Raw genomic sequence first — 25,596 nt, 5'->3', positions numbered from 1 at the left:
AAACAGTCTGCAAAGCCCCGCTTCGGCGGGGTTTTCTTTTGCCTGAAGAAAAGTTTTCAGCTAGCCCCATCCAGAGCCTGTGCGCCGTTCAAGCGCCCATCCGGGCCGTTTATCACCTCTTCCAGCAATGTCCGCAGCAATGCCAGCGAGGCCTGCTGCCGTTGCACATCCCGACACACCAAACCGACTTTCAGCGGCACTCGGGGTTCGCTCAGGGGTTTCCACAGCAGTTCGTGGTTGCCATGGGTCTTTTGCGAGCGACCGGGCAGCACTGTCGCCAGGCGCGTGTGCGGCAGGCTGTCGAGGATGCCGGCCATGTTGTTCAGCTCGGCTTGCACCTGTGGGCGACGTCCGAGGCTTGTCAGCTGTGCCTGCCAGATCTGCCTGATCTGAAATTCCTCGCCCAGCAGTAACATCGGCAGTTCGGCAGCCTGACTCATGGACACTTTCTTGAATTCACGCAGCGGATGCTCTGCCGGGATGACCAGGGTCAGTTCATCTTCGTACAGCATCACGCCATGTAAGCCAGGCTGGCGGGGCGGCAGGTAGCCGATGCCGATATCCAGAGAACCGTTGAGCAGTCGCCGCTCGATTTCCAGGCCGGTCAGTTCATAGATTTGCACCACCAGATGCGGCTGCGCCTTGCGCACCCGTTCGAGCATCTGCGGAACGAGACTGGTATGCACGGTCTGCAATACACCGATGGCCAAGGTGCGCAGCGCCTGACCCTTGAAGTTGCCGAGCGCCTCCCGTGCCCGTTGCAGGCCATCGAGCAAAGGCAGGGCGTGGTTGTACAGCGTATGGGCCGCGAGGGTCGGCAACAGACGTTTGCTGCTGCGCTCGAACAGGCTCACATCGAGGTTTTGTTCGAGGTGACGGATTTGCTGGGACAGCGCCGGCTGGGAGATGGACAGGCGCTCGGCGGCCCGGCCGACGTGACCTTCTTCATAAACCGCGACGAAATAACGCAGTTGCTTGAAATCCATAAGTGTTACTTATCGAAAATACTGGGAAATCGAAATGGCTGAACGCCTCGCCTGAGCCTAGTCTAACCGCATTCACAGGGCTTACAGGGTCACAGAGCGCGATGAATACCCTTTGCTTCGATGGTATTTACATAGGCAAGGCAAAAAACCTCAAAAGGGTTTTTTTCAAATGAATCTGTTCAGTCTACGCCGCAGTCCTCCCAGTCTTGACGATCTGGTCATGGACGCTTCCCGGCCATCCCAAGGCGTTAACCTTTCCAGCGAGTACTTGATGCCCAGTGTCGAGCGGCCGAAACAGGTGTTTGTGCGTGGCCAGGGTTCATGGTTGTGGGACAGCGATGACCGTGCGTACCTGGATTTTTCCCAGGGTGGCGGGGCCAACAGCCTTGGTCATAGTCCTTCGGTACTGGTCAACGCAATCACTGCCCAGGCTCAGTCGCTGATCAATCCGGGCTTCGGCCTGCATAACCGCGGCATGCTCAGCCTCGCCGAACATCTGTGTGCCAGCACCGGCAGTGATCAGGCCTACCTGCTCAATACCGGCAGCGAAGCCTGTGAGGCAGCGATCAAACTGGCGCGCAAATGGGGTCAACAGCATCGCGGCGGTGCATCGCGAATCATTGTGGCCAACAACGGATGCCATGGCCGCAGCCTGGCGACGATTTCGGCGTCGGACAGTTCGACATTGGCCAACCGATTCGAGCCGCAATTGCCAGGCTTCAGTCGTGTTCCTTTCAATGATCTGCCAGCGTTGCATGCGGCCGTGGATGAACGGACCGTAGCGATCATGCTCGAGCCGATCCAGAGCGAAGCCGGAGTGATCCCGGCCACCGCGCACTACCTCAAGGGCGTCGAACGCTTGTGCCGTGAACTCGGCATTTTGCTGATCCTTGACGAAGTGCAAACCGGCATCGGCCGTTGTGGCACCTTGCTCGCGGAACAGTCCTGCGGCGTCACGGCGGATATCGTCGTGCTCGGCAAAGGGCTGGGCGGCGGTGTGCCATTGGCCGCGCTGCTGGCGCGGGGCAAGGCTTGCTGTTTCGACATTGGCGAGGTGACAGGCACTCATCACGGTAATGCGTTGATGACCGCGGCGGGACTCTCGGTGCTCGATACGGTGCAGGACAAGGCTTTCCTCAAGCACGTCGCAGAAGCAGGTCAACACCTGCGTGAAGGGTTGGAGCGTCTGGCCCATCGTTACGATCACGGTGAGTTGCGCGGTCAAGGGCTACTTTGGGGGCTGACGCTATCGGACGATTCCGCCGACTCGGTGGTCAAGGCCGCTCTGTACGAAGGTTTGCTGCTCAATGCCCCGCAACCCGACTGCCTGCGCTTTACCCCTGCGCTGAATGTCAGCAACGCCAACATCGATGAAATGCTCCTGCGCCTGGCGCGCGCTTTCTCCCGAGTACGCACCGCGCAATTGCAGTGCCGCAAAGGGATTGCCGTCTGATCAGACGCGCCCTGCACGCATTCCAGAACCGTCTCGCGGTAATACGCACGCCCCACGCCCGACACTTTTGGCGTGGGGCGTTTTTTTGTGGCCGGTTTTTTCCAAAGGCAATTTCGGCTTGAGCGGTTAGCACATCAATGGCTTTCTAGCGTGCATCGGCAGGGAGTGCCGGTGCCAGCGAAACGGTATTGCTGTCGCGTTGGTTTTGATTTCTGTACCACTGGGTGGTATGTTTTGTGGAAGGGATGCCGATGTCACCAAGGCTGTTCAAGACAAAGCGCTTCGCAATGCAGGCCGCCAAGGCCTGGATCGGTGATGACGAGCTCCGGGAGGCATTCACCGAAATGCTCAATGGTCAGGCTGACAATTTGGGCGGCGGGGTCTGGAAGAAGCGTTTGAATGCCAACCGCCATCGCTCGATTATCCTGGCCAAGGGCGGTGCTCACTGGGTCTATCAGTTCCTGTACGCAAAGAAAGATCAGAGCAATATCAGTCCCAGGCATTTGCTCGACTTGCGAGAGTTGGCCAAGACATATGGTGGACTGACCGAAATGGAAATTCAGCGTTTGCTGGATGCAAAGGAGTTTGTGGAGATACCAAATGAGTAAAAAATTCAAAAGCGAGCTATCGGAGTCGATCCACGAATCTGCCAGTGCCTTGTACGCCATTGGTGCAATCAGCAAGGCGACCATGCGTGAGTTCGATGAGTCTTGTCTTGCAAGGGTGCCGGATGCGATTCCCGCGCAGGAGATCAAGGCATTGCGCGAGCGCAACAATGTCAGTCAACCGGTGTTTGCGCGCTACCTGAACACCAGTGCTTCCACGGTCAAGCAATGGGAAGCAGGGGATAAGCACCCCAGTGGCATGGCGCTGAAGTTGCTGAGTATCGTGCGCAAACACGGTCTGGAGATACTGGCCTGAGGAATCGGGCTGAACCCTGACAAACGGCACAGGTCGATTAACTGTAGGGCTCGAACGAGTCCACCCCAATCAGGAGCTGTCCCATGGACTTTATTCGCATCATCATCGCCATCCTGTTGCCGCCACTGGGTGTGTTTCTGCAAGTAGGATTCGGCGGGGCGTTCTGGCTGAATATTCTGCTGACGTTGTGCGGTTACATTCCGGGGATCGTGCATGCGGTGTACATCATCGCCAAGCGCTGAGTTGAGCGTCGGCGGGTCGGCCGCTTTCGCGAGCAGGCTCGCTCCCACAGGATTTGTGCACGCCACAGAACCTGTGGGAGCGGCGGTGCGGCGATCCGACTTGCCCGCGAAGGCGGCGCCACCGTTTCGGCAATGAACGCAGGCTTCAGTCCACTGAATCCATCACCCGCCGATAAAACAACCACTCCTGCTCCAGCGCATGGGCCTGATTGCCGGCCTTGCGAAAACCATGACGTTCATCGGCGTAGTAATGCGCTTCGACCAGGATGCCGTTGTCTTGCAGCGCCGTGACCATGTCGCGGGTCTGCTGCGGGACGACCACGGCATCCAGTTCTCCTTGAAAGAAGATCATCGGCACGCGGATGTTGCCGGCATGCAGCAGCGGTGTGCGTGCGGCGTAGCGTTCGGCATCCAGTTGCGGATCACCGATCAGCCAATCCAGATAGTCGCTTTCGAATTTGTGGGTCGCGCGCCCCAGCGCCACCGGGTCGCTGACCCCATACAGGCTGGCGCCGGCACGGAACACGTTGTGAAAGGCCAAGGCGCAAAGGGTGGTGTAGCCGCCGGCGCTGCCGCCGCGAATGAACGCCTGGTCGCCGTCGATCAAGCCGCGGTCGCTGAGGTAACTGACCACGGCGCAGGCGTCTTGCACATCCACGTCGCCCCAACTCAGGTGCAGTGCCTGGCGATAGGCCCGGCCATAACCGCTGCTGCCGCGATAGTTGAGGTCGGCCACGGCGAAGCCCCGCTGTGCCCAGTACTGGATACGCGGATCGAGCATCGGGTAGCACGCCGAGGTCGGGCCACCATGGATGAACACCACCAATGGCGGTTTCGCCGCGCCGGTCATCGCCGGGTAGAAGAAGCCGTGTGCTTCGCCTGAGCCACTTGGGTAGCGCAAGGTTTGCGGGCGGCTGATCTGTTCGGGGGGAAGCGGCGTGATTCCGCCAGCCAGCACTTGCACTTGCACTTGCCGGCTCAGGCGGTCGATGGCGATGACGGCGGTTGAACTGACGGGCGACGCGGCGATGCAATAGATGTACTGCTCATCCACTGCGAGATGTCGGAAGCGGCTGTAGTCGCCGGTGAAGTCGGCGCTGGAATTGCCGCCTATGCCCAATCGGCCAAATCCGCCTTCGGTCCAACTGGCCAGATAACTGTCGTCGCTCAGCGGCAACCAGGTGCTGCCGCCGAGTTGCCAGGGCGCGGGACCATGGTCGGCGCTGGCACTTGGCAAAGGGCTCAAGCCTTGTTCAGATTCTTTCCATGGCTGCCAGTAACCCGCGCGATCCGTCAGGCAATACAAGCGCCCGTCGGCATCAAACCGCGGTTGCTGCACAGATTCTTGAACGCCGTCGCCCGCCACACAACGAGCCTTGGCAAAGCCGCCGTTGGCGAGGCGTTCGGCAACCATCAAACGGGTCGCTGTCCATGGCTGATCCGGGCGACTCCACTCGATCCAGGCCAGACGCCGGGCATCAGGGCTCAGCGTCGGTGCCGCGTAGAAATCGGCACCCTCGGCCAGCAGGTGACGTGCGCCATTGAGCAGATCGATTGCCACCAGTCGGTGTTGATTGCGATGCTCCTCGACCGCCAGCACTTGCCCGTTGGCGAACTGTAAATCGCCATAACGGCACGCACCGGACGTCAGCCTTTCGGGCGCTTCGCCTTGCAGTGATTGCCGATACAACTGCTGGTCTGCCTCGTTGACGAAAACGATGCCGTCATCCGTCAGACAAAACGCGCCGCCGCCATATTCGTACACCCGACTGCGCACGCTGAACCCCGGTGGCGTCAGGCATTTCGCTGCACCGTCGCGCCAATGCCAGATCCGGCATGCGGCGTCTTCGGGGCGGTACTCGTTCCAGAACAGGCCCTGAGGACCGACCTGCAATTCGGCAAAGTCGATACCGGCGGCCACGGCTTTGGCAGCGCTGAATGGTTCAGCTTTTGGCGATGAGGCGTGAGTTTCGTTCATTGCGAAAGGCCAGTTGGTCGATGGTCTGGGTGGCGTGCTCGGCTTCTTCGCGGGCCTTGAGGATCACGCCGTGTTGTAGCGACTTGCTGCACACCGGGTCGGCGTTGCTGGCATCACCGGTGAGCATGAACGCCTGGCAGCGGCAGCCGCCGAAGTCTTTTTCTTTCTCGTCACAGGAGCGGCACGGCTCGGGCATCCAGTCGTAACCGCGAAAGCGGTTGAAGCCGAACGAGTCGTACCATATGTGCTGCATGCTGTGGTCGCGCACGTTGGGAAACTGCACCGGCATCTGTCGGGCACCGTGACAGGGCAGGGCGGTTCCGTCTGGCGTGACCGTCAGAAAAATACTGCCCCAGCCGTTCATGCAGGCTTTCGGGCGTTCTTCGTAATAGTCCGGCGTGACGAAAATCAGCTTGCACGGATGCCCTTCGGCTTCCAGTTTGGCGCGGTATTCATTGGTGATGCGTTCGGCGCGCACCAGTTGCTCTTTGGTCGGCAAAAGCCCGACGCGATTGAGTTGTGCCCAGCCGTAGAACTGGCACGTGGCGAGCTCGACGAAGTCTGCTTCCAGGGCGATGCACAGCTCGATGATGCGGTCGATCTGGTCGATATTGTGCCGATGGGTGACGAAGTTCAGCACCATCGGATAACCGTGGGCCTTCACCGCCCGGGCCATTTCCAGTTTCTGTGCGAAGGCCTTTTTCGAACCGGCCAGCAGGTTGTTCACCTGCTCGTCGCTGGCCTGGAAACTGATCTGGATGTGATCGAGACCGGCCTTCTTGAAGTCGCTGATTTTCTGCTCGGTGAGGCCGATACCGGAGGTGATCAGGTTGGTGTAGAAACCCAGTTTGCGGGCCTCGGTAATCAGCTCGGCGAGGTCCTGGCGCACTAGCGGTTCGCCACCGGAAAAGCCCAGTTGCGCGGCACCCAATTCCCGCGCTTCGTGAAACACCTTGATCCACTGCTCGGTGCTCAGCTCTTTGCCTTGCTCGGCGAAATCCAGCGGATTGGAGCAGTACGGGCATTGCAGCGGGCAGCGATAGGTCAGCTCGGCGAGCAGCCACAGCGGCAGGCCGATCTCGGGTTTGGGCGGTACTTGCACCGATGAATCAGGCAAGTTCGATCCAGTGCTGCGCACGGGCAACCTCCATGAATTGCTCGATGTCGTCACCGAGCTCGGGCACGCCGGGGAACTGCTGATCGAGTTCGGCGATGATGGCAGCCACGTCTCGCTCGCCATCAATCAAGCCACCAATCAACGCGGCGCTTTCATTGAGCTTGATCATGCCTTCCGGGTACAGCAGCACATGGCCTTTTTGCGCCGGTTCGTACTGGAAGCGGTAGCCAGGACGCCAGGTCGGGGTCTTGCTGCGATCGAAACTCATAAGGTGATTCCTTTGTGCCAGACCCGTTCCCCGGTCACGCTGTGATACGGCGGGCGTTTCAGTTCGTAGGCCATGCTCATGGCATCGAGCATGCTCCAAAGAATGTCCAGTTTGAACTGGAGAATTTCCAGCATGCGCTCCTGGCCTTCACGGGTGGTGTAGTGCTGCAGCGTGATCGCCAGGCCATGCTCGACATCACGCCGTGCCTGGCCCAGGCGCGTGCGGAAATACTCGTAGCCGGCCGGGTCGATCCAAGGGTAATGCTGGGGCCAGCTGTCCAGGCGCGATTGATGGATCTGCGGGGCGAACAGTTCGGTCAGCGAGCTGCTCGCTGCTTCTTGCCAACTGGCGCGGCGGGCGAAATTGACATAGGCGTCCACGGCGAAGCGTACGCCGGGGAGCACCAGCTCCTGGGAACGCAATTGATCCGGGTCGAGGCCCACGGCCTGGCCCAGGCGCAGCCAGGCTTCGATGCCGCCGTCTTCACCGGGCGCACCGTCGTGGTCGAGCAGGCGCTGAATCCATTCGCGGCGGATCTCGCGATCAGGGCAGTTGGCGAGGATCGCCGCGTCCTTCAGGGGGATGTTCACCTGATAGTAGAAACGGTTGGCGACCCAGCCCTGGATCTGCTCGCGGGTGGCCCGGCCTTCATACATCGCCACGTGGTAAGGGTGATGGATGTGGTAATAGGCGCCCTTGGCGCGCAGGGCGGCTTCGAATTCGGCGGGGGACATCGGGGTGTCGGTCATTGCGGTTCTCCGGGATGGACCGGTGGATTCTTCAGTGCCTGAGCTGGCCTCATCGCGAGCAGGCTCGCTCCCACAGTTGATCGCATACCCCTGTGGGAGCGAGCCTGCTCGCGATAGACCGCGCAGCGGTCTCGGCTACTTACAAAACAATACTCATGCCGTCATACGCCACTTCAACCTGGCGCCGATCCAGCTCTGCGCGCTCCAGCGAATCCTCATCAAGAATCGGGTTGGTGTTGTTGATGTGGATGAGTACTTTGCGCTGGTTGGGCAATTGCTCAAGGACTTCGAGCATGCCGCCGGGGCCGTTCTGCGCCAGATGTCCCATCTCGCGACCGGTGCGGGTACCGACGCCACGACGCCGCATTTCATCGTCATCCCACAAGGTTCCATCCACCAGCAGGCAATCGCTGCCGGCCATGATCTCCAGCAGCGCTGCATCCACCTTGCCCAGGCCCGGTGCGTAGAACAGTTTGCCGCCGGTGTTGAGGTCTTCGACGATCAGGCCGATGTTGTCGCCCGGATGCGGGTCGAAGCGGTGCGGGGAGTAGGGCGGCGCGGCACTGCGCAAAGGCAGCGGGGTGAAGCGCAGGTTCGGGCATGCCGGTACGCTGAAGCTCTGGTCGAGCTCGATCTGGTTCCAGGTCAGCCCGCCATTCCAGTGGTTGAGCATGGTGAACAGCGGAAAACCGCTGCTCAGGTCTTCGTGGACCATGTCGGTGCACCAGACCTGATGCGGGCAGCCTTCACGCAGCATAAGCAGGCCGGTGGTGTGGTCGATCTGGCTGTCCATCAGGATGATCGCGCCGATCCCGGTATCGCGCAGGGCGCGGCCCGGTTGCATCGGGGCGAAGCTCTGGAGCTGGGCGCGAATGTCCGGGGAGGTGTTGCACAGCACCCAGTTCACGCCGTCATCGGAAATCGCGATGGACGATTGCGTCCGCGCCTTGGCCCGCAGGCTGCCGTTGCGAAAGCCCGCGCAGTTCACGCAGTTGCAGTTCCACTGGGGGAAGCCGCCGCCAGCAGCGGAACCTAGAATCTGGACAAACATGGACGCTCCATCATTTCAACGCTGAAAATAAAACGCCTCGGATAACCGAGGCGTTGTGCTGCATCTCTGTCAAAGCTGAGATTAGCGGCTTGCGAAGTACATGGTGACTTCAAAGCCAATACGCAGGTCGGTGTAGGCAGGTTTGGTCCAGGCCATAAATTGAACTCCTTCAGGTAGGGTGGGATAGCGCTATCTATAGGTATAGTCCACCTCAAGTCAGAGATGTTCAAGATAGTTAGGTTGCTATGTTACTCAAAATTTCAAAGAAATTGCCCGTGAAACTTTGAGAAAGCTCCTTGCAGCCCCGGTAATGATCATTTTGCCGCTTGCCATGGCGCGCCAGGGGCTGCGCTGTTGGCAAGGCACAGCCAGCCGCCTTCGGCCTGATTCAGGCGTTGGGCCGCAGCCAGTAGAGCGGTCCGGTCAATGCGCAAAATGGCCTCGGGCAATTGCGTCAGATAATCCGACGAACGGCTGGCCAGCTTGCCCTGCCAGAGCAATTCGGCCGCTTGACCCGTGGTGAGCGCAGCGCTGCAAAACTGATCCGCCAGGGCCTGGCGTTGAGCGTTGAAGGTGGTGTCGTCGAGCGCGTGGATCAGCTCCGGCAATCGATTCAGGAATTGCTCGATGTGTTGCAGCAACCCCTCCGGCGCAATGCCTGGCGATTGCACACCGAACAGCAGCCCGGTTTGCCCGTGAATCTGCCGCAGGGCGCTGAACACCGCATAGCCAAGTTGCAGCTCCACCCGCAGGCGTTGGTAGAACGGTGTCTGGCAGACATGCGCGAGCAAACGCCACGCGGCTTCGTCGGCCATTTCCTGGGTGGCTGTCGGACAGAACAGCAGCAACGCGTGTTCGTTGGAGGCAGTATCGGCAGTGCTCCACAGATGCTGTGCAAGGATCGAAGAGGGCGGCGTCAGTTGATTGTCCGGCGTGCCGGGTATGCGGCTCAAGGCCAGGCCCATGGCTGCTTGAGTCTGAGCCGATAATCCGATGGCCAGCCCATCCCATCGCGCACTCGACCAGAGTTGCTGCACGTCGTCCGAGTTCGCGGTTTGCCTGAGGCAGTGATCGGGCAATGCCTTGAGCAGTTGTCGAATCGGTATCAACGCAACGCTGGTCGATTCGGCTTGTGAGACAGCGGCATCAGGTTTTATCAGTTCTTTCAGCACGTGCTCCAGGACGCTGGGCATCGGCTCCTGTAGCCCGTTCAGTTTGAGCAGCCATTCGTTGCCCGACGCACTGAAGGAAAAATCCACACCGGCCTGACGCGCGTCTTCGCGTAACGGTTGCAGGTGGTTCTCCAGCCGTGATTGAAGGTGGCTGTCGGGAGTCGAGTCCAGACGCCAGCGCAGATAAATCGAACCTTCAGTACCGTTGTCCGGCCATGCCTGGCTGAATTGCATCGGCGAACGTTCACGACGGCTGCGCGAACGATCCTGGGCAAAAGTGCGCAGGCCACGGTGGGCGCTGGTCTGGCCGCGAATCAGTCCGGCGTTCGATGCCGGTGCATCGGCGCGCAGAAACGGGTTGGGCGCCGGCAATTGCCATGGGCCGCTGAAGTTATCCACAACGCTGATTTGTTGAAGGATTTGCTTGAGGGCTGTAACGCCCTGCTCGGTTAACCCGAATTCGCGTTGTTCGCTGTCCTGGCGGGCCAATTGCAGCGCACTGCTGACCTGTTGCTGGCGCTCAAGCAATGCCGCGTATTCTTCGCGCAACCGGCTCCAGTCTTGCCGGGCGACGAAGTTCAGCCAATCCATGAGCCGTTCAGGAATTCCGGTAGCCGCTGCATGGGTGGGCAGGGTGAATTCGACGTGCAGCAAGGCTTGCCCGGCGAACTGGTACAGCGGGGTGGCCTTGAGTTTCAGAGCTAACCCGCGCTCGCGTAAATCCGCCAGTAAACCGCCCGGTTTCTCGGTATTCAGCCAATGACACAGGAACGCCAGCGCTTCGGCAGACGACTGGGGCAGCGCTTCGAGCGTGAGCAGTAAGTCCAGCCGTCGCTCGCCGGCCTGTTGATAACTTTTATCCGACGTTTCCATCAGCGGCATTGGGGCTTGTTGTGGTGCAAATTCACCCTTGGTGAGGACGCCGCCAAACGCTTCGGCCATCACCCTCAACTCATCAAGGCTCTGTGGACCAGCGAGGCTCAAGGTTATTTGCCCGGTCTGATAGTAGCGCTGGTGAAAATCCTGCAAGGCCTGCTGAAACTCGGGTTGCGCAACAGGCAGACTGTCGCGGTTACCGGCATGAAATCCCCGCAGTGGATGAACCTGTGAAAGTCCGTCGAACAGTGCAAACTGCTGCTGCTCTGTCGGATCCTGCAACCACGCGACATATTCCGCGTGCAGCACTTCCCGTTCCCGCAGTTGATCGTCCGGATTCATAAGCGGATGGGCGAGCATGTCTGACAGACGCTCCAATCCGCCAACGAATGCTTGAGGCGGTAATTCGAAAAAGTAGTCGGTGGTCCGTTCGCTGGTCCGCGCATTCACTTGTCCACCATGGCTCTGGACGTAAGCCATCAGCCCCTGGCTCACGGGAAAACGCTCAGTCCCCAGAAACAGCAGATGCTCAAGAAAATGCGCCAGACCAGGCCACGCCAGCGGCACATCATGGCTACCCGCGGCGACCCGCAACGCTGCTGCGCAACGCTTCAAATTCGGGGCATGACGCAGCGTCACCCGCAAGCCATTGGCCAGGGTTTCAGTGTGGGGGCGAAGGGGATTCAGCGCGGGCATTGGCACTTCCAGAACAGTGAAGTGCCAATGCTAGCGGATTAGGACTTGTTCAGCTCGCCGTAAAGCTCAGGGCGGCGATCGATCAGGTAGCGATTGGCGGCGCGGGAGTCGAGCATCAACTGTCGATCCAGCTCTCCGACGATCAGCGATTCATCCAGACCCGCCTGAGCGATACGACTGCCATCCGGCGCAGCAATGCTGCTCTGGCCGCAGTAGTGGATGTCGCCTTCATGGCCGCAGTAATTGGCGTAGGCCACATAGCATTGGTTTTCGAAGGCGCGGGAGCGCACGGTGACATCGGCGACGAAATCGAACGGAATCATGTTGGCAGTCGGCACCAGAATCAGCTCTGCACCGGCCAGGGCCAGGCGTCGGGCGTTTTCCGGAAACTCCAGGTCGTAGCAGATCAGGAAACCGAGCTTCCAGCCGTTGAGCTCAACGATGGGAAACTCGTCGGAACCTGCACTGAACATCGAGTGATCCAGATCGCCGAACAGATGGGTCTTGCGGTAGTTGCAGATGCGCTCGCCGTTAGCGTCGATCAACTGCACGGCGTTGTAGATCTGCCCGTCCTCGGTGCGCTCGGGATAGCCATACAAAATGGCGATCCCGGTTGCCTTGGCAATGCGCGCAATCTGCTGCGCCGACTCACCGTTGTACACCTCCGCCAACACGCTGACGGCATCGACGCCGATGTTGTAGCCGGTCAGGAACATCTCCGGCAGCACCAGCAGGTCGGCACCTTTTGCCTCCAGCGCAAGCTGCTGCAAGCGTTGCAGGTTGCCGGCGACATCCAGAGGCAGCGGTGGACATTGGTAAAGGGCTACGCGCATTTCGGATTCCTCTTACTCGGGCAGGGCGATCGGTCCGATCTCGTTGAACACATCTCCTGGACCCGGATTCTCGGCGTGAGTTGCACCGCCGAAATGTTTCATGATGCCCCACACCGCGTTGAGCGAGGTCTGTACCGCGCCCTCAACCCAGGCCGGGGTCCACGAAACGTCGTCACCGGCGATGAAGATCCCGCGCTGCTCGGCTGGCATGTCGTCCTGCATGAAGTGCGCGTACATGCGCTGGTTGTAGCGGTAGTGGCCGGGCAGGGCGCCTTTGAACGCGCCGAGGAAATGCGGGTCGGCTTCCCACGAAACAGTGATCGGATCGCCGATGATCCGCGCGGCGATGTCGACTTTCGGGTAGATCTTCTTCAACGCATCCAATGCCAGCTTCACGCGTTTTTCCACCGGTTGCGGCAGCATTTTCAGCGCGTCGCTCATCCACGAGTACGACAGGCAAATCACCCCCGGCTTGTCGTCGCCGTTGTCGAACAGATAGGTGCCACGGGTCAGGCGGTCGGTGAGGGTCATGCTCATCAGGTCGCGGCCGGTTTCCGGATCCTTGTCCTTCCAGAACGGGCGGTCGACCATCACGAAAGTCTTCGACGACTGCATGTAGCGGGTGCGGTCCAAAGCCATCCACATCTTTTGCGAGAACAGGGTTTCGTCGCATTCGATCTGGGTGGTCAGCAGCCAGCTTTGGCAGGTGGTCAGCACCGCGGCGTATTCGCGGGTGTCGCCCCAGTTGTCGGTGACGGCGAAACGGCCACCCGGCGCGTGGGCAATTTTCTTCACGCCGGTACGCGGTGCGCCGTTGTGCAGCGAGCTGAGGCTGGTGCCGGCCGGCCAATGCGCACAACGCTCCGGCACATGGCGCCAGATGCCTTGTGGCACCTGTTCCACGCCGCCGACCACCAGGTGCTGGTGATCGTCGCAGTTGGTCATGACGACTCGGAAGATTTCCAGCATCGAGTTCGGGAAGTCCGAGTCCCAGCCGCCGGTACCGAAACCGACCTGGCCGAACACTTCACGGTGATGGAACGAGAGCTTGGCGAAGGCCTTGGAGGTGGCGACGAAGTCGTAGAAGGTGCGGTCGTCCCACAGCGGCACCAGGGTGTTCCACAGTTCCTTGAGGCGTGGCACGTCGCGGTCACGAATGGCTTGCTGGATATCGGAGAACTGCGAGCCAGCTTCCAGTGCATCGGCCCAGGCGTCAGCCACTTCCTGGAACAGTGCAGGAAGATCCGACAGCTTCTGTGCGTAATGGGTCTGGCCTTCGAGGTCGATCACCGTGCTGCCCGACGCGGGTGTCAGCGGGTTAGGGAAGGGTTTGGTTTCCAGGCCGAGCTTGTCGACGTAGTGATAGAACGCGGTAGACGACACCGGGAAGCGCATCCCGCCCAGTTCGGCAACGATGCCTTCGGCGCCATTGAATGCCTGGGAACGCAGGCGGCCACCCATTTTCGAGGCTTCGTAGACGACCGGTTTCAGGCCCAGCTTCATCAGCTCATACGCCGCCACCAGGCCGGCGATCCCGCCACCGACAATCGCCACTTCGGCACCGTGATTGTGCTCGGGAATGCTGCCCAGACCGGCTGGGTGTTCAATCCAGTCGTCGAAGGCGAAAGGAAAATCCGGGCCGAAAATGGTGACTGGTTTCTTACCGTCTGCAGGATGGCGATTGTTCTTGTTCATGGCTGACCTTGCTGGCGACCCGACGCGGAATGCGCATCTGAGTATAGGAAAAGATGCCAGCCATTCTAGAGAGCACAGAACACGTTAATAAGACGCAAAGTGTCGTCATTATGCTATTTGTTTGATCAGTATGACGATCTATCAATGCACACTGACCACTGTGGGAGCGGGCTTGCTCGCGAAGAGGCCAGCCCTGGCACCAAAAAAACTACAGGCAGAAACTCAAACCGGCTGCCCCCGATCAATCTTGCTACTCAAGATGATCGAGGTCGTGGTCTTCTCCACCCCATCCACACTGCCAATCTGATCCAGCAACTGATCCAGCTGCTCCGGCGAATCGGTGCGCAGCCACGCCACATAATCAAATTCGCCACTCACCGCACACAACTGCTGCACCTGTGCCATCGCACTCAGTCGGCGCAAAACCTCTTTACCGGAACGCGGTTGCACGGTTATCCCCACATACGCCTGCAGCCCGCCATCCACCACCCGCTGCCCGAGGCGCACGCCGTAACCGGTGATCACCTTGGCCTTTTCCAGCCGCGCCAGGCGCGAAGTGACGGTGGTACGGGCGATGCCCAGTTGCCGGGCGAGCATGGCCACGCTCTCGCGGGCGTTGATCTGCAGGGCGGCAATCAATTGGCGGTCGATTTCATCGAGAACAGGCGTGCGAGTGTCAGGCAAAGGGTTATCTCCAGTGGCATGGATCAGTGCGCAAGCATGTTACAGGCAGTTCCTGCAGGACGCTCGCGACGGAGATTTGATCTGGCCTCAATACCGTTCATGACATTTTTGCCTGCGACAAATTGCCATAAGTAACTAGGTAGTACATTATTCCGCCCTTGTCACAAATGGGGAAAATTTCCGACATGAACAATTCTGGGGCTGCCGCCGGCAGCAAATGGTTGCTGGCGGGGCTGGGTGTGCTGATTGCACTGATCGGGCTCGGCCTGGCCGGTGGCGGTGGTTATCTGATCGCGCTGGGTGGCAGCTGGTATTTCCTGCTGATGGGGCTGGCGATGCTGGCGTCCGGGTTGATGATTGTCCGGCGCAAGCCGCTCGGCGCCTGGCTGTATGGTGTGGCGTTGCTCCTCACTGCGATCTGGGCCGTTTGGGATGCGGGCCTCGAATACTGGCCGCTGGTCTCGCGGGTGCTGACCTTCGCCGTGATCGGGCTGGTGGTGGCGTTGATCTATCCGACCCTGGTCCGCGCTTCGGGCGCGACCGGTGGGCGTGGCGCCTACGGTCTGGCTGGCATTCTGGGCGTGGGCGTCGTTGCGACGATGGCCTACATGTTCGTGCCGACCCATGTGGTCAAAAACACCACTGTACCTGCGGTAACGCCGGTCACTCCAGGCACCGAACAGAAAGACTGGGCCCACTGGGGCAACACCACCGCCGGCAACCGCTTTGCCGCGCTGGACCAGATCACCAAGGGCAACATCGACAAGTTACAGGTCGCCTGGACCTTCCGCACCGGCGACATCCCGCAAAGCACCGGTGCTGGCGCCGAAGACCAGAACACCCCGCTGCAAATCGGTGACACGGTCTACACCTGCACCGCCTACGGCAAAGTCTTCGCCCTGGATGCCGACACCGGCGCCCAGCGCTGGAAGTTCGACCCGCAAGGCACCGCGCCCAACTGGCAGCGCTGCCGTGGCCTGGGCTATTCCGAAACCCCGGCTTCTTCGGACAGTCAGCCAACCGCCTGTACGAAACGTCTGTTTCTGCCAACCGGCGATGCCCGTCTGATTGCCATCAATGCCGACACCGGCAAGCCCTGTGAAGAATTCGGCAACAAGGGCACCGTTGACCTGACCACTGACATGGGCGAAGTGAAGCCCGGTTACTACCAGCAAACCTCGACCCCATTGGTCGCCGGGGACGTGGTGATCGTCGGTGGCCGTGTGGCCGATAACTACTCCACCGGCGAACCGCCGGGCGTGGTTCGTGCCTACGACGTGCACAGCGGCGAACTGGTATGGGCATGGGATCCGGGCAACCCGTACACCACCAAACGCCCACCGGCCGGTGAGACCTATACCCGTGGTACGCCGAACGTCTGGTCGGCCATGTCCTACGACGCCAAGCTCGGTCTGGTCTATCTGCCAACCGGCAACGCCACCCCGGACTTCTTCGGCGGCCAACGTACCGAGTTCGACGATAAGTGGAGTTCGTCTATCGTCGCCATCGACGTGAAGACCGGCCAGGTACGCTGGCACTTCCAGGCCACGCACCACGACCTGTGGGACTTCGACCTGCCTGCACAGCCGCTGCTGTACGACGTGCCGGACGACAAGGGCGGCACCCAGCCAGCCCTGGCGCAAGTCACCAAGCAGGGCGAGATCTTCCTGCTCAACCGCGAAACCGGCGTGCCGATTGCCCGCGTCGAAGAGCGCCCGGTGCCGCAAGGCAAGGTGCCCGGCGAACGTTACTCGCCAACCCAGCCGTTCTCGGTGGACATGCCGTCAATCGGCAACAAGACCCTGAGCGAATCCGACATGTGGGGCGCCACGCCGTTTGACCAGTTGATGTGCCGCATTCAGTTCAAAGGCATGCGCCACGAAGGCGTCTACACCCCGCCGGGCATGGATCGCGCCCTGCAATTCCCGGGCTCACTGGGCGGCATGAACTGGGGCAGCGTCTCGGTTGATCCGAACACCCACTACATGTTCGTCAACGACATGCGCCTGGGCCTGGCCAACTACATGATCCCGCGCGACAAGATCAAAGCCGGGGCCAGCGGTATCGAAATGGGCGTGGTACCGCAGGAAGGCACACCGTTCGGCGCCATGCGCGAACGCTTCCTCTCGGCGGTCGGCATTCCGTGCCAGAAACCACCGTTCGGCACCATGTCGGCCATCGACCTCAAAACCCACAAGCTGATGTGGCAAGTTCCGGTCGGCACCGTGCAGGACACCGGCCCGCTGGGCATCCGCATGCACCTGCCGATCCCGATCGGCATGCCGACCCTCGGCGCATCGCTGGCCACCCAGTCGGGCCTGCTGTTCTTCGCCGGCACCCAGGACTTCTATCTGCGCGCCTTCGATACCGGCAACGGCAACGAAATCTGGAAATCGCGTTTGCCGGTGGGCAGCCAGTCCGGGCCGATGACTTACGTTTCACCGAAAACCGGAAGGCAGTACATCCTGCTCACGGTGGGCGGTGCGCGTCAGTCGACGGATCGTGGGGATTATGTGATTGCCTACGCTTTGCCGTAGGAGCGAGCTTGCTCGCGATGGACGTTAACGATAACGCGTACTTGCAGAATAAACGCGTCGCTCTTGAGTTCATCGCGAGCAAGCTCGCTCCTACAGTGCGCGGGGCGCTAGAGTTACTCGTAGACGAATGCTGGAACGAAGGTTCAGATGCAATGGAAATGACGAGGAAGCTGCCTCCCGCAGTACGCGACCGTGCGTTGCAGATCGCCCATCACGAAATGGGGCACTACGTGGTGGCCCGCGCCCTGGGATTTGAAACGGGCGGCGTAACCCTGACAGTGACCAAGGATTTGCGGCACCACGGAGGGGCCTCCATTACCCTGGTGCGCCCAATTTCGTCGATGGAAGCCATGAAGGAACATCTGGAAGCCCGAATGATGGTGCTCCTGGCTGGCGCTATGGCGCAGACACTGCCTTCCAAACCTACAGCTGCAAAACGCGTCGATAAGTCGAAAGCCATAGCCATTCTCAAAGGCGAGCAGGGCGCGGAGCAGGATTACGCAAAGGTCAGGGAGCTTCAGCATCTGCTGCGCAATATCACTTGCCCCGATACCGATCCTGCGTCGTCTGAGCAGATAGCGGCGGAGCTTAAAGCGATGACAGATCGGGTTTGGATTCGGACGCAAAAAATCATCGAGTATCAGGCCGGGACGATTGCCGAATTGGCTGCGGCGCTGGTGGACGGTATGGCCCTTGTGGAGCAATGGGGGCGGGCGGCTGATACGTATGAGGTTGTGTTGACGGGGCAGATGCTGGAACGGCTGCGGGCGGTGCAGGCTATTCCGTCTATAAGCATTGGAAGCCCCGAAAAATCGAGGCGTGTTTTCGAGAGTTGAGCCGCCGCTAGTCTTTGGCGTTCGTCGCCGCCTGAACGGGCCTTCGCGTCAGCACCTTCACTACATCATCAATCACCGCTTTGCTCATCGTCGTCAGGTAGTGCGCAGCCCAGGCGTGACGGTCGGAGTCTTGGGCGTAGGCGGCATCGACGGTCAGGGATTTGGCGAGGAACAGCAGGTCGGAGGCTTGGGCCAGGGCGTCGGCGATGGGGACGTCGCGACAGACGTGGAACAGCGGCTGATTCGAGAGGCACAGGAAGGGTGTGAAGCCGACGGTTTTTAGTTCTGAGGGTGCGTGCGAATCCGTTTTATTCATGAGATTACTCCTGGTTATTCAAGGAGCCGCCACTTTCGTTTCCAAGCGAATGGGTGGCAGCTGTGCGCAGGTTGGAAAACCGGGAACCAGAGAAACCGGCACGCCCGAAGACGTCCCACGCACAGCTGCCATGACACAGGATTGCAGTCGTAAAAACGTCTGCAGTCTTGATTGGGCGCTATTGCGTAGCGGTTCGACGGGTTTCCAAGCCCGATCGCTGAATGGTCAGCGACGTCCGGAGACTATCCCGTCAAAGAAAAGCGCAACAAGGCAGCAAAGTGCCCAAAAGCAAGGTTCGGAGTTTGCCTACAAGGTTTACGGACGTCATCCGATATTGCGACACCCTCTGTAAACGAAGACTGGCGCGACGAGCGATTTTCCAGGCCGGTGCATCCTCTGAGTAGTTGAGCCAAACGCCTGGTTCCCGCGTTGTCATGAGGGCACTGAAGCAATTGGCGAAACGGCAAACCCTCTACCAGTAACCATCGTTAACAATTGACAGAGGAATCAGGGTGGTTGGGCACCTCTGAAGCTCATACATTTATTCCTTTGAGGTTATATTCCTTTGGTGGCATATTTGTATGAAGTGGGACGTCGAATACACGGATGAATTTGAGGCCTGGTGGGATCACCTGAACGAGGCCGAACAGGACTCGGTTCAGGCCACGGTGATGTTGCTGGGCGAGGATGGCCCACACTTGGGTTTTCCACATACCAGCGATATCAAGGGTTCACGGCATGGCAACCTTCGTGAGTTAAGGGTGCAGCACGCTGGCAGGCCGTACCGTGTGCTGTACGCGTTTGATCCACGGCGCAGCGCGATTCTGCTGATTGGCGGTGATAAAACCGGCCAGGAGCGTTGGTATACGGAACACGTGCCACTGGCCGAACGTCTCTACGACGAGCACTTGGAAACATTGAAGAAAGAGGGCTATGACAATGGCTAAAAAATTTGCTGATTTGGTGGCACGTCGCTCTCCAGAGTCTAAAGCGCGTGTTGAGGCCTTGCATCAGAAGCTACGAGAACAAATGCCGCTGCACGAGTTGCGCCAGGCGCAAGCGTTGAGTCAGGACACTCTGGCCAGGACGCTGCATGTCAACCAGGCGGCGATCTCCAAGATGGAGCGGCGAACGGATATGTACATCAGTACTTTGCGCAACTACATCCGCGCCATGGGTGGCGAGCTGGAAATCATCGCCACCTTCCCCGAGGGCCAGGTAAAGATCGAAAACTTTGCCAACTGAACGATTTAAAAAATGGCTCTACTGTTTCGGGCTATTCAGATACGCAAAAGCCGCGCAATGCGCGGCTTTCTTGTTTGGTGGGCCCACACGGACTTGAACCGTGGACCAAAGGATTATGAGTCCTCTGCTCTAACCAACTGAGCTATAGGCCCTCAGTAGGTCGCGGATTATAGCGATGGTTTCGCGGCTGTGCTATCCGAAAAATCCAATACGGTTGTACGAAGAAACGTCGCGGCAAATTCGTCGGGGGGCAGGGGCAGGCTGACGATGTAGCCCTGGATTTGTTCACAGCCCTCGGCAGCGAGGAATTGCTGTTGCGCCAGGGTCTCGACCCCTTCGGCAATCACGGTGAATGGCATGCTCCGTCCGAGCGCGATGATGGCGCGTACGATCGCCGCATCGTGGGGATCGTCCGGCAGGCCGCGGACGAAGGACTGGTCGATCTTGAGGATGTCCAGTGGCAGGCGCTTGAGGTAGCTCAGGGACGAGTAACCGGTACCGAAGTCATCGATGGCCAGTTGCACGCCCAGTTTTTTGAGTTGATGCAGCACCGCCAGCGCTTCCTCGGCCTGGCTCATGATGAAGTTTTCGGTGATTTCCAGTTGCAGGAAACCGGGGTTGAGGCCGTTGTCCTTGAGCAACTGTTCGATACGGCCCAGCAGATTGGGTTGGCGCAATTGGGCGCCGGCAAGGTTGACCGACAGTGGGCCGGGACTGTCGTACAGCCGGTGCCATTCGGCCATCTGCCGGCAGGCGGTTTCCAGGACCCAGTCGCCGATTTGCAGGATCATGCCGTTTTCTTCAGCCAGCGGGATGAAGTGTTCCCGCGGCACGTCGCCAAACGTCGGATGGCGCCAGCGGATCAGGGCTTCGGCGCCGACCAGGCTGTAGTCCACGAGGCTGATTTTCGGTTGGTAGCACAGGTGCAACTCGTTGCGTTCGATGGCGCGGCGCAGTTCGTGTTCCAGCGCCACGCGTTCGCTGGCCTGGGCAGTGAGGTCGCGGGTGTAGCTTTCGACGCGGTTGCGGCCCTTGGCCTTGGAGCGGTACATCGCGGCGTCGGCGTTCTTGATCAGTGTGGCAACGTCGCAGCCATCCTTCGGATAGAGGCTGGTGCCGATACTGGCGCTGATGAAAAACTCGTGTTCGCCAGCCTGGAACGGCGCGGCGAAACAATTGAGCAATTTGGTGGCGATGTGGTCGGCATCGCTGGATTGTTGCAAGCCCGGCAACAGAATGATGAATTCGTCACCCCCCAGGCGCGCCACGGTGTCGATGTCACGCAACTGCTCCTTGAGGCGCACGGCAATGCCCTTGAGCAGCAAGTCGCCGACCGGGTGGCCGAGGCTGTCGTTGATGTGTTTGAAGCGGTCAAGGTCGAGGAACAGCACGGCGCCCTGGCCACCGTTTTCCTGTTGGTTGTTGAGCGCCGTCAGCAAACGGCTTTCGAACAGCGTGCGGTTCGGCAGGCCGGTCAGCGGGTCGTGGTGCGCCTGGTAGTCGAGTTTGGCCTGGGCATGCTTGAGGCTGGAAATGTCGGCGAACACCGCGACAAAGTGGGTGATGAATTTGTCGCGGTTGCGCACGGCACTGATGGTCAGCCAGCTCGGGTACAGCTCGCCATTCTTGCGCCGATTGGAAATCTCACCCTGCCAATGACCTTCGGCGGTCAATTGATGCCACATGGCCGCGTAGAACGCACTGTCATGCAGGCCTGAGGCGAGCAGGCGTGGCGTGTGGCCCAGGGCTTCGTTTTCGCTGTAACCGGTGATTTCGGTGAACGCGCGGTTGACCGCGCTGATGTGCTGTTGGGTATCGGTGATCAACACGCCTTCGGCGGTGCTTTCGAACACGGTGGCGGCCTGTTGCAGTTTTTCCTGCATCAGGTGCCGCTCGGTGATGTCCCGGGCGATGGTCAGCATGCAGTCTTCATCGCCAATCGGCAGCGGACGGCTGGACACTTCACAGAGGCGGATCTGCCCGTCGCTGCGGCGGATATGGCAGCTGAAGTCGCGGACAAAGCCGTCGCGGTGCAGCAAGTCGAGCATTTGCTTGCGTTCATTGAGGTTGACCCAGATTCCCAGGTCCAGCGCCGAACGATCCACCGACATGGCGCTGTTGAACCCGGTGATGCGGCTAAAACCATCGTTGACCTCCAACAGCAAGCCATCACTTTGCCGAGACAGCAGCAAGCCGTCGGGAGAGGCGTGGAAGGCCTTGGCGAATTTTTCTTCGGAAGTTTGCAGCTGTTGCTGGGTTTCCTTGAGCTGGGTGATGTCCCGCACCACGACCACCAGCGCCGGTGTCATGTCGAGGTTGAACGGTTCGGCGGAGATCAGGCCGGTAAACACCTGGCCGTTGCTACGACGAAAGGGCATTTCCAGGTTGCGGATGCTGCCGGCCTGCAAGCGTTGCAACAGGCCCGGCCCAACACCGGGAATCCCCCAGATGTTCAGGTTGGTGGCGGTCTGGCCAATGACGTCCTCGGCCTTGAGGCCGATCTGTTCTTCGAACGCTTCGTTGACTTCCAGCAGGCAGCCGTCGCTCAGGCGCGCGATCACCAGCATGTCCGGGCATTGCTGGAACACGGATGCGAATTTCTGTTCCGACAGGCGCAATGCTTCTTCGGTGCGCTTGGCGTCGGTGATATCGATCATCAACCCGCGCAGAACCGGCTCATGCCCGTGTTCGATCAGGCTGACGATATCGCGCACCCACAGGCAGCGGCCGTCGGCGGTGATCACCCGGTAATCGAGTCGGTGATCGCGCCCGGCCAGTACTTCGTGATCGCAGAAGGTCTGGGCGCGGGTCAGGTCGGCGGGGTGAATGATGTTGCGCCAGAAGCCCGGAATCAGCCAATGGGACAGGGGATAACCGAGAAGGTCTTCGGCGTGGGGCGATACATAGCTGTAGGTGAAGTCGGTGACTTTTGCTTCCCAGGCGATGGCCGACAGGCTCTCCACCAGGCCACGGTAGTGGTATTCGCTGCTGCGCAGTTCCTGTTCAAGGTCGACCCGGCGGGCGATTTCCGAGCTCAAGCGGCGGTTGATGCGGATAACCACCGCCAGCACGATAGTCAGCAGCAGCAATCCGGGCAGGCCATACACCAACAGGTCATTCCAGAAAGTTCGATGATCGAGGACGTTGCCGACCCAATGCTCCTGAATGGCGCTGATTTCAGCGGGGCTCATGTCCGCCAGGACTTTGTCGAGAATGCCGACCAGCATCTTGTTGCCGCGGGGTACACCCATGGCCAGTTGATAGCGATAGGGGGTTTCACCGCTGACATACAACCCATCGAGCTTGAGTTGGCGCAGGCTCCAGACGCTGGAAGCCAGATCGCCTACCACGGCGTCTACTTCGTCGGTGGCCAGCGCCTGCAGCGCCGAACTGACGTTGGGCATTGCCACCAGGTTCAAGTCGGGATGGTGGGTGCGCAGCAGTTCGTGGGGGGCGTAGTTTTCCACCACGGCGATTTTCAGGCCGTACAGGTCTTTCAGGTTATGTGGCTGGGGGCCCCCGACATGGGCCAGGATGACAATCGGAAAATCCAGATAGGGGCGAGTGAACGACAGGTATTTCTGGCGTTCAGGGGTCGACATGATGCCCGGCAGCAGGTCCAGCTTGCCCTTTTTGGCTTGTTCCAGGACGGCGGTCCAGCTCACCGGCTCGATGGGCGTGAGCCGGGTTGCCAGCCTTTTGCGAATGATCTCGATGTAATCCGCGGCAAGGCCCTGGTAGCGGCCCTCATCGTCACGAAACTCGAAGGGCGGCCACGAAGCATCGACACCCAGGCGCAATTCCGGGTGAGCCGCCAGCCAGCTACGTTCATCGTCAGTGAGAGTCAGAGCGCCAGCCGTTGCGGTCCAGGTCATCAGCGACAGCAAAAAAAGCACGGTCGGCAGTCTGGGCATAACGGTCTCGTTATGGCTCGGGGGAATGTTTCGAGTGTAGACGGCTACTGGGCGGAGGGGGGAAACGGGGGGATTTAATCTGTACAAAGCAAAACCCCCGGCCTGGGCCGGGGGTTCTGTGATCACTCGTCGAGGAAGGAGCGCAGGTGCTCGCTTCTCGTCGGGTGGCGCAGCTTGCGCAGCGCCTTGGCTTCAATCTGACGAATCCGCTCACGGGTCACGTCGAACTGCTTACCAACCTCTTCGAGGGTGTGGTCGGTATTCATGTCGATACCGAAGCGCATGCGCAGTACCTTGGCTTCACGGGCAGTGAGGCCGGACAGTACTTCGCGAGTCGCTTCTTTAAGGCTCTCAACGGTTGCAACATCGATTGGCGACTGCATGGTCGAGTCTTCGATGAAGTCACCCAGGTGGGAGTCTTCGTCATCACCGATCGGGGTTTCCATGGAGATCGGTTCTTTAGCGATCTTCAATACCTTGCGGATCTTGTCCTCAGGCATTTCCATGCGTTCGCCCAGCTCTTCCGGGGTCGGTTCGCGACCCATTTCCTGCAGCATCTGGCGGGATATGCGGTTGAGCTTGTTGATCGTCTCGATCATGTGCACCGGAATACGGATGGTGCGGGCCTGGTCGGCGATCGAGCGAGTGATCGCCTGACGGATCCACCAGGTGGCATAAGTCGAGAACTTGTAGCCGCGACGGTATTCGAACTTGTCTACCGCTTTCATCAAGCCGATGTTGCCTTCCTGGATCAGATCGAGGAATTGCAGGCCACGGTTGGTGTACTTCTTGGCGATCGAGATCACCAGACGCAAGTTGGCTTCAACCATCTCTTTCTTCGCGCGGCGGGCCTTGGCCTCACCGATCGACATGCGACGGTTGATGTCCTTGATTTCAGCGATGGTCAAGCCGGTTTCGGTTTCCAGCGCGGTCAGCTTCTGCTGGCAACGGATGATGTCCGGCTGCAGACGACCAATGGCTTCAGCGTATTTGCCTTTGCCTTTGGCCAGGGCGTCACTCCAGCTCTCGTCGACTTCGTTGCCCGGGAACTGGCGCAGGAAGTCGGCACGCGGCATGCGTGCATCACGAACGCAGAGCTGCATGATTGCGCGCTCTTGCTGACGCAGGCGATCCAGGGCACTGCGAACACGCTCGACCAGGCCTTCGAATTGCTTCGGCACCAGTTTGATCGGCATGAACAGCTCGGCCAGGGCCAACAGCTCGGCAATTGTTGCCTTGTTGTTGCGGCCGTGCTTTTTCAGCGCCTTGCGGGTGATTTCCATCTGATCGGCGACAGCGCCGAAACGCTGGGCGGCGATGATCGGATCCGGACCGCTTTCGGCTTCTTCCTCGTCATCGGAGGCTTCGGCGTCATCGTCCTCGGAGTCGTCATCCGCTTTAGCGGCTTTCGCGTCGATCGGCGGCGGCACTTCTGCCGCAGGCGGCGCGATGCCGTCGTCCGGGTCGATATAACCGCTCAGGACGTCAGACAGGCGACCACCTTCGGTGGTGACGCGGGTGTACTCGGAGAGAATATGATCAACCGTGCCAGGGAAGTGCGCGATTGCGCTCATCACTTCACGGATGCCCTCTTCAATACGCTTGGCGATTTCAATTTCGCCTTCACGTGTGAGGAGCTCTACGGTTCCCATTTCGCGCATGTACATGCGCACCGGGTCGGTAGTGCGACCAATGTCGGTCTCGACCGCTGCCAACGCAGCAGCTGCCTCTTCGGCCGCGGCTTCGTCGGTATCGGCGTCGGCCAGCATAAGGGAATCCTTATCTGGCGCAACCTCGAATACGTTGATCCCCATGTCGTTAATCATGCGGATGATGTCTTCCACCTGTTCCGGATCTGAAATATCCTCCGGCAGGTGGTCGTTGACCTCCGCGTAAGTCAGGTAGCCCTGCTCACGACCAAGTGTGATCAACTCTTTGATACGAGACTGCTGTTGCGCTTTTCCGGACATAACACCCTATCCACTGAAGGTCTTGGCGGGCAAAAAACAAGCCGAGGATTATACCTG

Annotated in this window: 22 protein-coding genes and 1 tRNA gene; 8 read left to right on the top strand and 15 right to left on the bottom strand. The window is 59.8% G+C overall.

Annotation, left to right across the window (positions count from 1 at the left end):
* Window positions 1-56 precede the first annotated feature (56 nt).
* Window positions 57-986, bottom strand: a complete 930-nt coding sequence (locus tag AC3IT9_RS26690) for a LysR family transcriptional regulator (RefSeq protein ID WP_150725177.1) — start codon at window positions 984-986, stop codon at window positions 57-59.
* A gap of 169 nt (window positions 987-1,155) precedes the next feature.
* Here AC3IT9_RS26690 and AC3IT9_RS26685 point away from each other — a divergent pair, with 169 nt between their 5' ends.
* From AC3IT9_RS26685 to AC3IT9_RS26670, 4 genes are all read left to right on the top strand, one after another.
* Entirely contained in the window at window positions 1,156-2,439 is a 1,284-nt protein-coding gene (locus AC3IT9_RS26685; protein WP_489271366.1) for an aspartate aminotransferase family protein, read from the top strand.
* Window positions 2,440-2,690: 251 nt separating this feature from the next.
* Window positions 2,691-3,047, top strand: coding sequence for a type II toxin-antitoxin system RelE/ParE family toxin (locus AC3IT9_RS26680; protein WP_095944832.1), 357 nt, complete (start codon window positions 2,691-2,693; stop codon window positions 3,045-3,047).
* Window positions 3,040-3,360, top strand: coding sequence for a helix-turn-helix domain-containing protein (locus tag AC3IT9_RS26675; protein WP_046039442.1), 321 nt, complete (start codon window positions 3,040-3,042; stop codon window positions 3,358-3,360). The genes AC3IT9_RS26680 and AC3IT9_RS26675 overlap by 8 nt, the downstream gene beginning before the upstream one ends.
* 83 nt (window positions 3,361-3,443) lie before the next feature.
* A complete protein-coding gene (locus AC3IT9_RS26670) occupies window positions 3,444-3,602 on the top strand; it encodes a YqaE/Pmp3 family membrane protein (RefSeq protein WP_003228885.1) in 159 nt (52 codons plus the stop codon).
* 145 nt (window positions 3,603-3,747) lie between these two features.
* Here AC3IT9_RS26670 and AC3IT9_RS26665 read toward each other — a convergent pair whose 3' ends face one another.
* The 10 genes from AC3IT9_RS26665 to AC3IT9_RS26620 all read right to left on the bottom strand — a co-directional run bounded on the left by AC3IT9_RS26665 (window position 3,748) and on the right by AC3IT9_RS26620 (window position 14,721).
* The gene (locus AC3IT9_RS26665) at window positions 3,748-5,580 is read right to left on the bottom strand and encodes a S9 family peptidase (protein ID WP_489271365.1); all 1,833 of its coding nucleotides are present in this window, start codon (window positions 5,578-5,580) and stop codon (window positions 3,748-3,750) included.
* Window positions 5,546-6,682, bottom strand: coding sequence for a pyrroloquinoline quinone biosynthesis protein PqqE (gene pqqE / locus AC3IT9_RS26660; RefSeq protein ID WP_489273542.1), 1,137 nt, complete (start codon window positions 6,680-6,682; stop codon window positions 5,546-5,548). Before pqqE ends, AC3IT9_RS26665 begins: the two co-directional genes overlap by 35 nt.
* A 7-nt stretch (window positions 6,683-6,689) precedes the next feature.
* A complete protein-coding gene (pqqD, locus tag AC3IT9_RS26655) occupies window positions 6,690-6,965 on the bottom strand; it encodes a pyrroloquinoline quinone biosynthesis peptide chaperone PqqD (protein ID WP_008051583.1) in 276 nt (91 codons plus the stop codon).
* A complete protein-coding gene (gene pqqC, locus AC3IT9_RS26650) occupies window positions 6,962-7,714 on the bottom strand; it encodes a pyrroloquinoline-quinone synthase PqqC (protein ID WP_007993179.1) in 753 nt (250 codons plus the stop codon). Before pqqC ends, pqqD begins: the two co-directional genes overlap by 4 nt.
* A gap of 139 nt (window positions 7,715-7,853) precedes the next feature.
* On the bottom strand, window positions 7,854-8,765 hold the full coding sequence (pqqB, locus tag AC3IT9_RS26645) for a pyrroloquinoline quinone biosynthesis protein PqqB (RefSeq protein WP_489271364.1): 912 nt from the start codon (window positions 8,763-8,765) through the stop codon (window positions 7,854-7,856).
* 81 nt (window positions 8,766-8,846) lie between these two features.
* Window positions 8,847-8,921, bottom strand: coding sequence for a pyrroloquinoline quinone precursor peptide PqqA (gene pqqA / locus AC3IT9_RS26640; RefSeq protein ID WP_003444522.1), 75 nt, complete (start codon window positions 8,919-8,921; stop codon window positions 8,847-8,849).
* Between the two features lie 158 nt (window positions 8,922-9,079).
* Entirely contained in the window at window positions 9,080-11,509 is a 2,430-nt protein-coding gene (gene pqqF, locus AC3IT9_RS26635) for a pyrroloquinoline quinone biosynthesis protein PqqF (RefSeq protein ID WP_489271363.1), read from the bottom strand.
* Between the two features lie 38 nt (window positions 11,510-11,547).
* Entirely contained in the window at window positions 11,548-12,342 is a 795-nt protein-coding gene (locus AC3IT9_RS26630) for a carbon-nitrogen hydrolase family protein (RefSeq protein ID WP_489271362.1), read from the bottom strand.
* Window positions 12,343-12,354: 12 nt separating this feature from the next.
* Window positions 12,355-14,037 carry a flavin monoamine oxidase family protein gene (locus AC3IT9_RS26625; protein ID WP_057713046.1) on the bottom strand — a complete coding sequence of 561 codons (1,683 nt, stop codon included), beginning with the start codon at window positions 14,035-14,037 and terminating at the stop codon, window positions 12,355-12,357.
* Between the two features lie 222 nt (window positions 14,038-14,259).
* Complete coding sequence (locus AC3IT9_RS26620) at window positions 14,260-14,721, bottom strand: Lrp/AsnC family transcriptional regulator (RefSeq protein WP_046039454.1); 462 nt, start codon at window positions 14,719-14,721, stop codon at window positions 14,260-14,262.
* A gap of 185 nt (window positions 14,722-14,906) precedes the next feature.
* Between AC3IT9_RS26620 and AC3IT9_RS26615 the strand changes: the two genes are divergently transcribed.
* Window positions 14,907-17,258 carry a glucose/quinate/shikimate family membrane-bound PQQ-dependent dehydrogenase gene (locus AC3IT9_RS26615; protein WP_489271361.1) on the top strand — a complete coding sequence of 784 codons (2,352 nt, stop codon included), beginning with the start codon at window positions 14,907-14,909 and terminating at the stop codon, window positions 17,256-17,258.
* A 158-nt stretch (window positions 17,259-17,416) separates the two neighbouring features.
* Entirely contained in the window at window positions 17,417-18,094 is a 678-nt protein-coding gene (locus AC3IT9_RS26610; RefSeq protein WP_489273541.1) for a zinc metalloprotease, read from the top strand.
* Window positions 18,095-18,101: 7 nt separating this feature from the next.
* Here AC3IT9_RS26610 and AC3IT9_RS26605 read toward each other — a convergent pair whose 3' ends face one another.
* Complete coding sequence (locus AC3IT9_RS26605; protein ID WP_489271360.1) at window positions 18,102-18,410, bottom strand: DUF3077 domain-containing protein; 309 nt, start codon at window positions 18,408-18,410, stop codon at window positions 18,102-18,104.
* 581 nt (window positions 18,411-18,991) lie between these two features.
* On the opposite strand from AC3IT9_RS26605, the gene AC3IT9_RS26600 reads away from it, so the two are divergent.
* Window positions 18,992-19,357 carry a type II toxin-antitoxin system RelE/ParE family toxin gene (locus tag AC3IT9_RS26600; protein WP_150756409.1) on the top strand — a complete coding sequence of 122 codons (366 nt, stop codon included), beginning with the start codon at window positions 18,992-18,994 and terminating at the stop codon, window positions 19,355-19,357.
* Entirely contained in the window at window positions 19,350-19,655 is a 306-nt protein-coding gene (locus AC3IT9_RS26595; protein WP_150725189.1) for an XRE family transcriptional regulator, read from the top strand. The genes AC3IT9_RS26600 and AC3IT9_RS26595 overlap by 8 nt, the downstream gene beginning before the upstream one ends.
* A 75-nt stretch (window positions 19,656-19,730) precedes the next feature.
* Here the strand turns inward: AC3IT9_RS26595 and AC3IT9_RS26590 are convergent.
* The 3 genes from AC3IT9_RS26590 to rpoD all read right to left on the bottom strand — a co-directional run bounded on the left by AC3IT9_RS26590 (window position 19,731) and on the right by rpoD (window position 25,539).
* Window positions 19,731-19,807: transfer RNA gene (locus AC3IT9_RS26590), tRNA-Ile, on the bottom strand.
* 15 nt (window positions 19,808-19,822) lie between these two features.
* Entirely contained in the window at window positions 19,823-23,569 is a 3,747-nt protein-coding gene (locus AC3IT9_RS26585) for a bifunctional diguanylate cyclase/phosphodiesterase (RefSeq protein ID WP_489271359.1), read from the bottom strand.
* A 122-nt stretch (window positions 23,570-23,691) separates the two neighbouring features.
* A complete protein-coding gene (gene rpoD / locus AC3IT9_RS26580) occupies window positions 23,692-25,539 on the bottom strand; it encodes an RNA polymerase sigma factor RpoD (RefSeq protein ID WP_150725191.1) in 1,848 nt (615 codons plus the stop codon).
* Between the last annotated feature and the right edge of the window lie 57 nt (window positions 25,540-25,596).

The organism is Pseudomonas sp. KH_046_1 (genome assembly GCF_057839025.1).
Note: the sequence above shows the minus strand (reverse complement) of the source record. Positions and strands in the feature narration are given on the sequence as shown.

Coding starts and splice junctions, on each gene's coding strand:
- AC3IT9_RS26690 (WP_150725177.1), bottom strand. CDS start 986: ATGGATTTCAAGCAACTGCGTTATTTCGTCGCGGTTTATGAAGAAGGT.
- AC3IT9_RS26685 (WP_489271366.1), top strand. CDS start 1,156: ATGAATCTGTTCAGTCTACGCCGCAGTCCTCCCAGTCTTGACGATCTG.
- AC3IT9_RS26680 (WP_095944832.1), top strand. CDS start 2,691: ATGTCACCAAGGCTGTTCAAGACAAAGCGCTTCGCAATGCAGGCCGCC.
- AC3IT9_RS26675 (WP_046039442.1), top strand. CDS start 3,040: ATGAGTAAAAAATTCAAAAGCGAGCTATCGGAGTCGATCCACGAATCT.
- AC3IT9_RS26670 (WP_003228885.1), top strand. CDS start 3,444: ATGGACTTTATTCGCATCATCATCGCCATCCTGTTGCCGCCACTGGGT.
- AC3IT9_RS26665 (WP_489271365.1), bottom strand. CDS start 5,580: ATGAACGAAACTCACGCCTCATCGCCAAAAGCTGAACCATTCAGCGCT.
- pqqD (WP_008051583.1), bottom strand. CDS start 6,965: ATGAGTTTCGATCGCAGCAAGACCCCGACCTGGCGTCCTGGCTACCGC.
- pqqC (WP_007993179.1), bottom strand. CDS start 7,714: ATGACCGACACCCCGATGTCCCCCGCCGAATTCGAAGCCGCCCTGCGC.
- pqqB (WP_489271364.1), bottom strand. CDS start 8,765: ATGTTTGTCCAGATTCTAGGTTCCGCTGCTGGCGGCGGCTTCCCCCAG.
- pqqF (WP_489271363.1), bottom strand. CDS start 11,509: ATGCCCGCGCTGAATCCCCTTCGCCCCCACACTGAAACCCTGGCCAAT.
- AC3IT9_RS26630 (WP_489271362.1), bottom strand. CDS start 12,342: ATGCGCGTAGCCCTTTACCAATGTCCACCGCTGCCTCTGGATGTCGCC.
- AC3IT9_RS26625 (WP_057713046.1), bottom strand. CDS start 14,037: ATGAACAAGAACAATCGCCATCCTGCAGACGGTAAGAAACCAGTCACC.
- AC3IT9_RS26615 (WP_489271361.1), top strand. CDS start 14,907: ATGAACAATTCTGGGGCTGCCGCCGGCAGCAAATGGTTGCTGGCGGGG.
- AC3IT9_RS26610 (WP_489273541.1), top strand. CDS start 17,417: ATGACGAGGAAGCTGCCTCCCGCAGTACGCGACCGTGCGTTGCAGATC.
- AC3IT9_RS26605 (WP_489271360.1), bottom strand. CDS start 18,410: ATGAATAAAACGGATTCGCACGCACCCTCAGAACTAAAAACCGTCGGC.
- AC3IT9_RS26600 (WP_150756409.1), top strand. CDS start 18,992: ATGAAGTGGGACGTCGAATACACGGATGAATTTGAGGCCTGGTGGGAT.
- AC3IT9_RS26595 (WP_150725189.1), top strand. CDS start 19,350: ATGGCTAAAAAATTTGCTGATTTGGTGGCACGTCGCTCTCCAGAGTCT.
- AC3IT9_RS26585 (WP_489271359.1), bottom strand. CDS start 23,569: ATGCCCAGACTGCCGACCGTGCTTTTTTTGCTGTCGCTGATGACCTGG.
- rpoD (WP_150725191.1), bottom strand. CDS start 25,539: ATGTCCGGAAAAGCGCAACAGCAGTCTCGTATCAAAGAGTTGATCACA.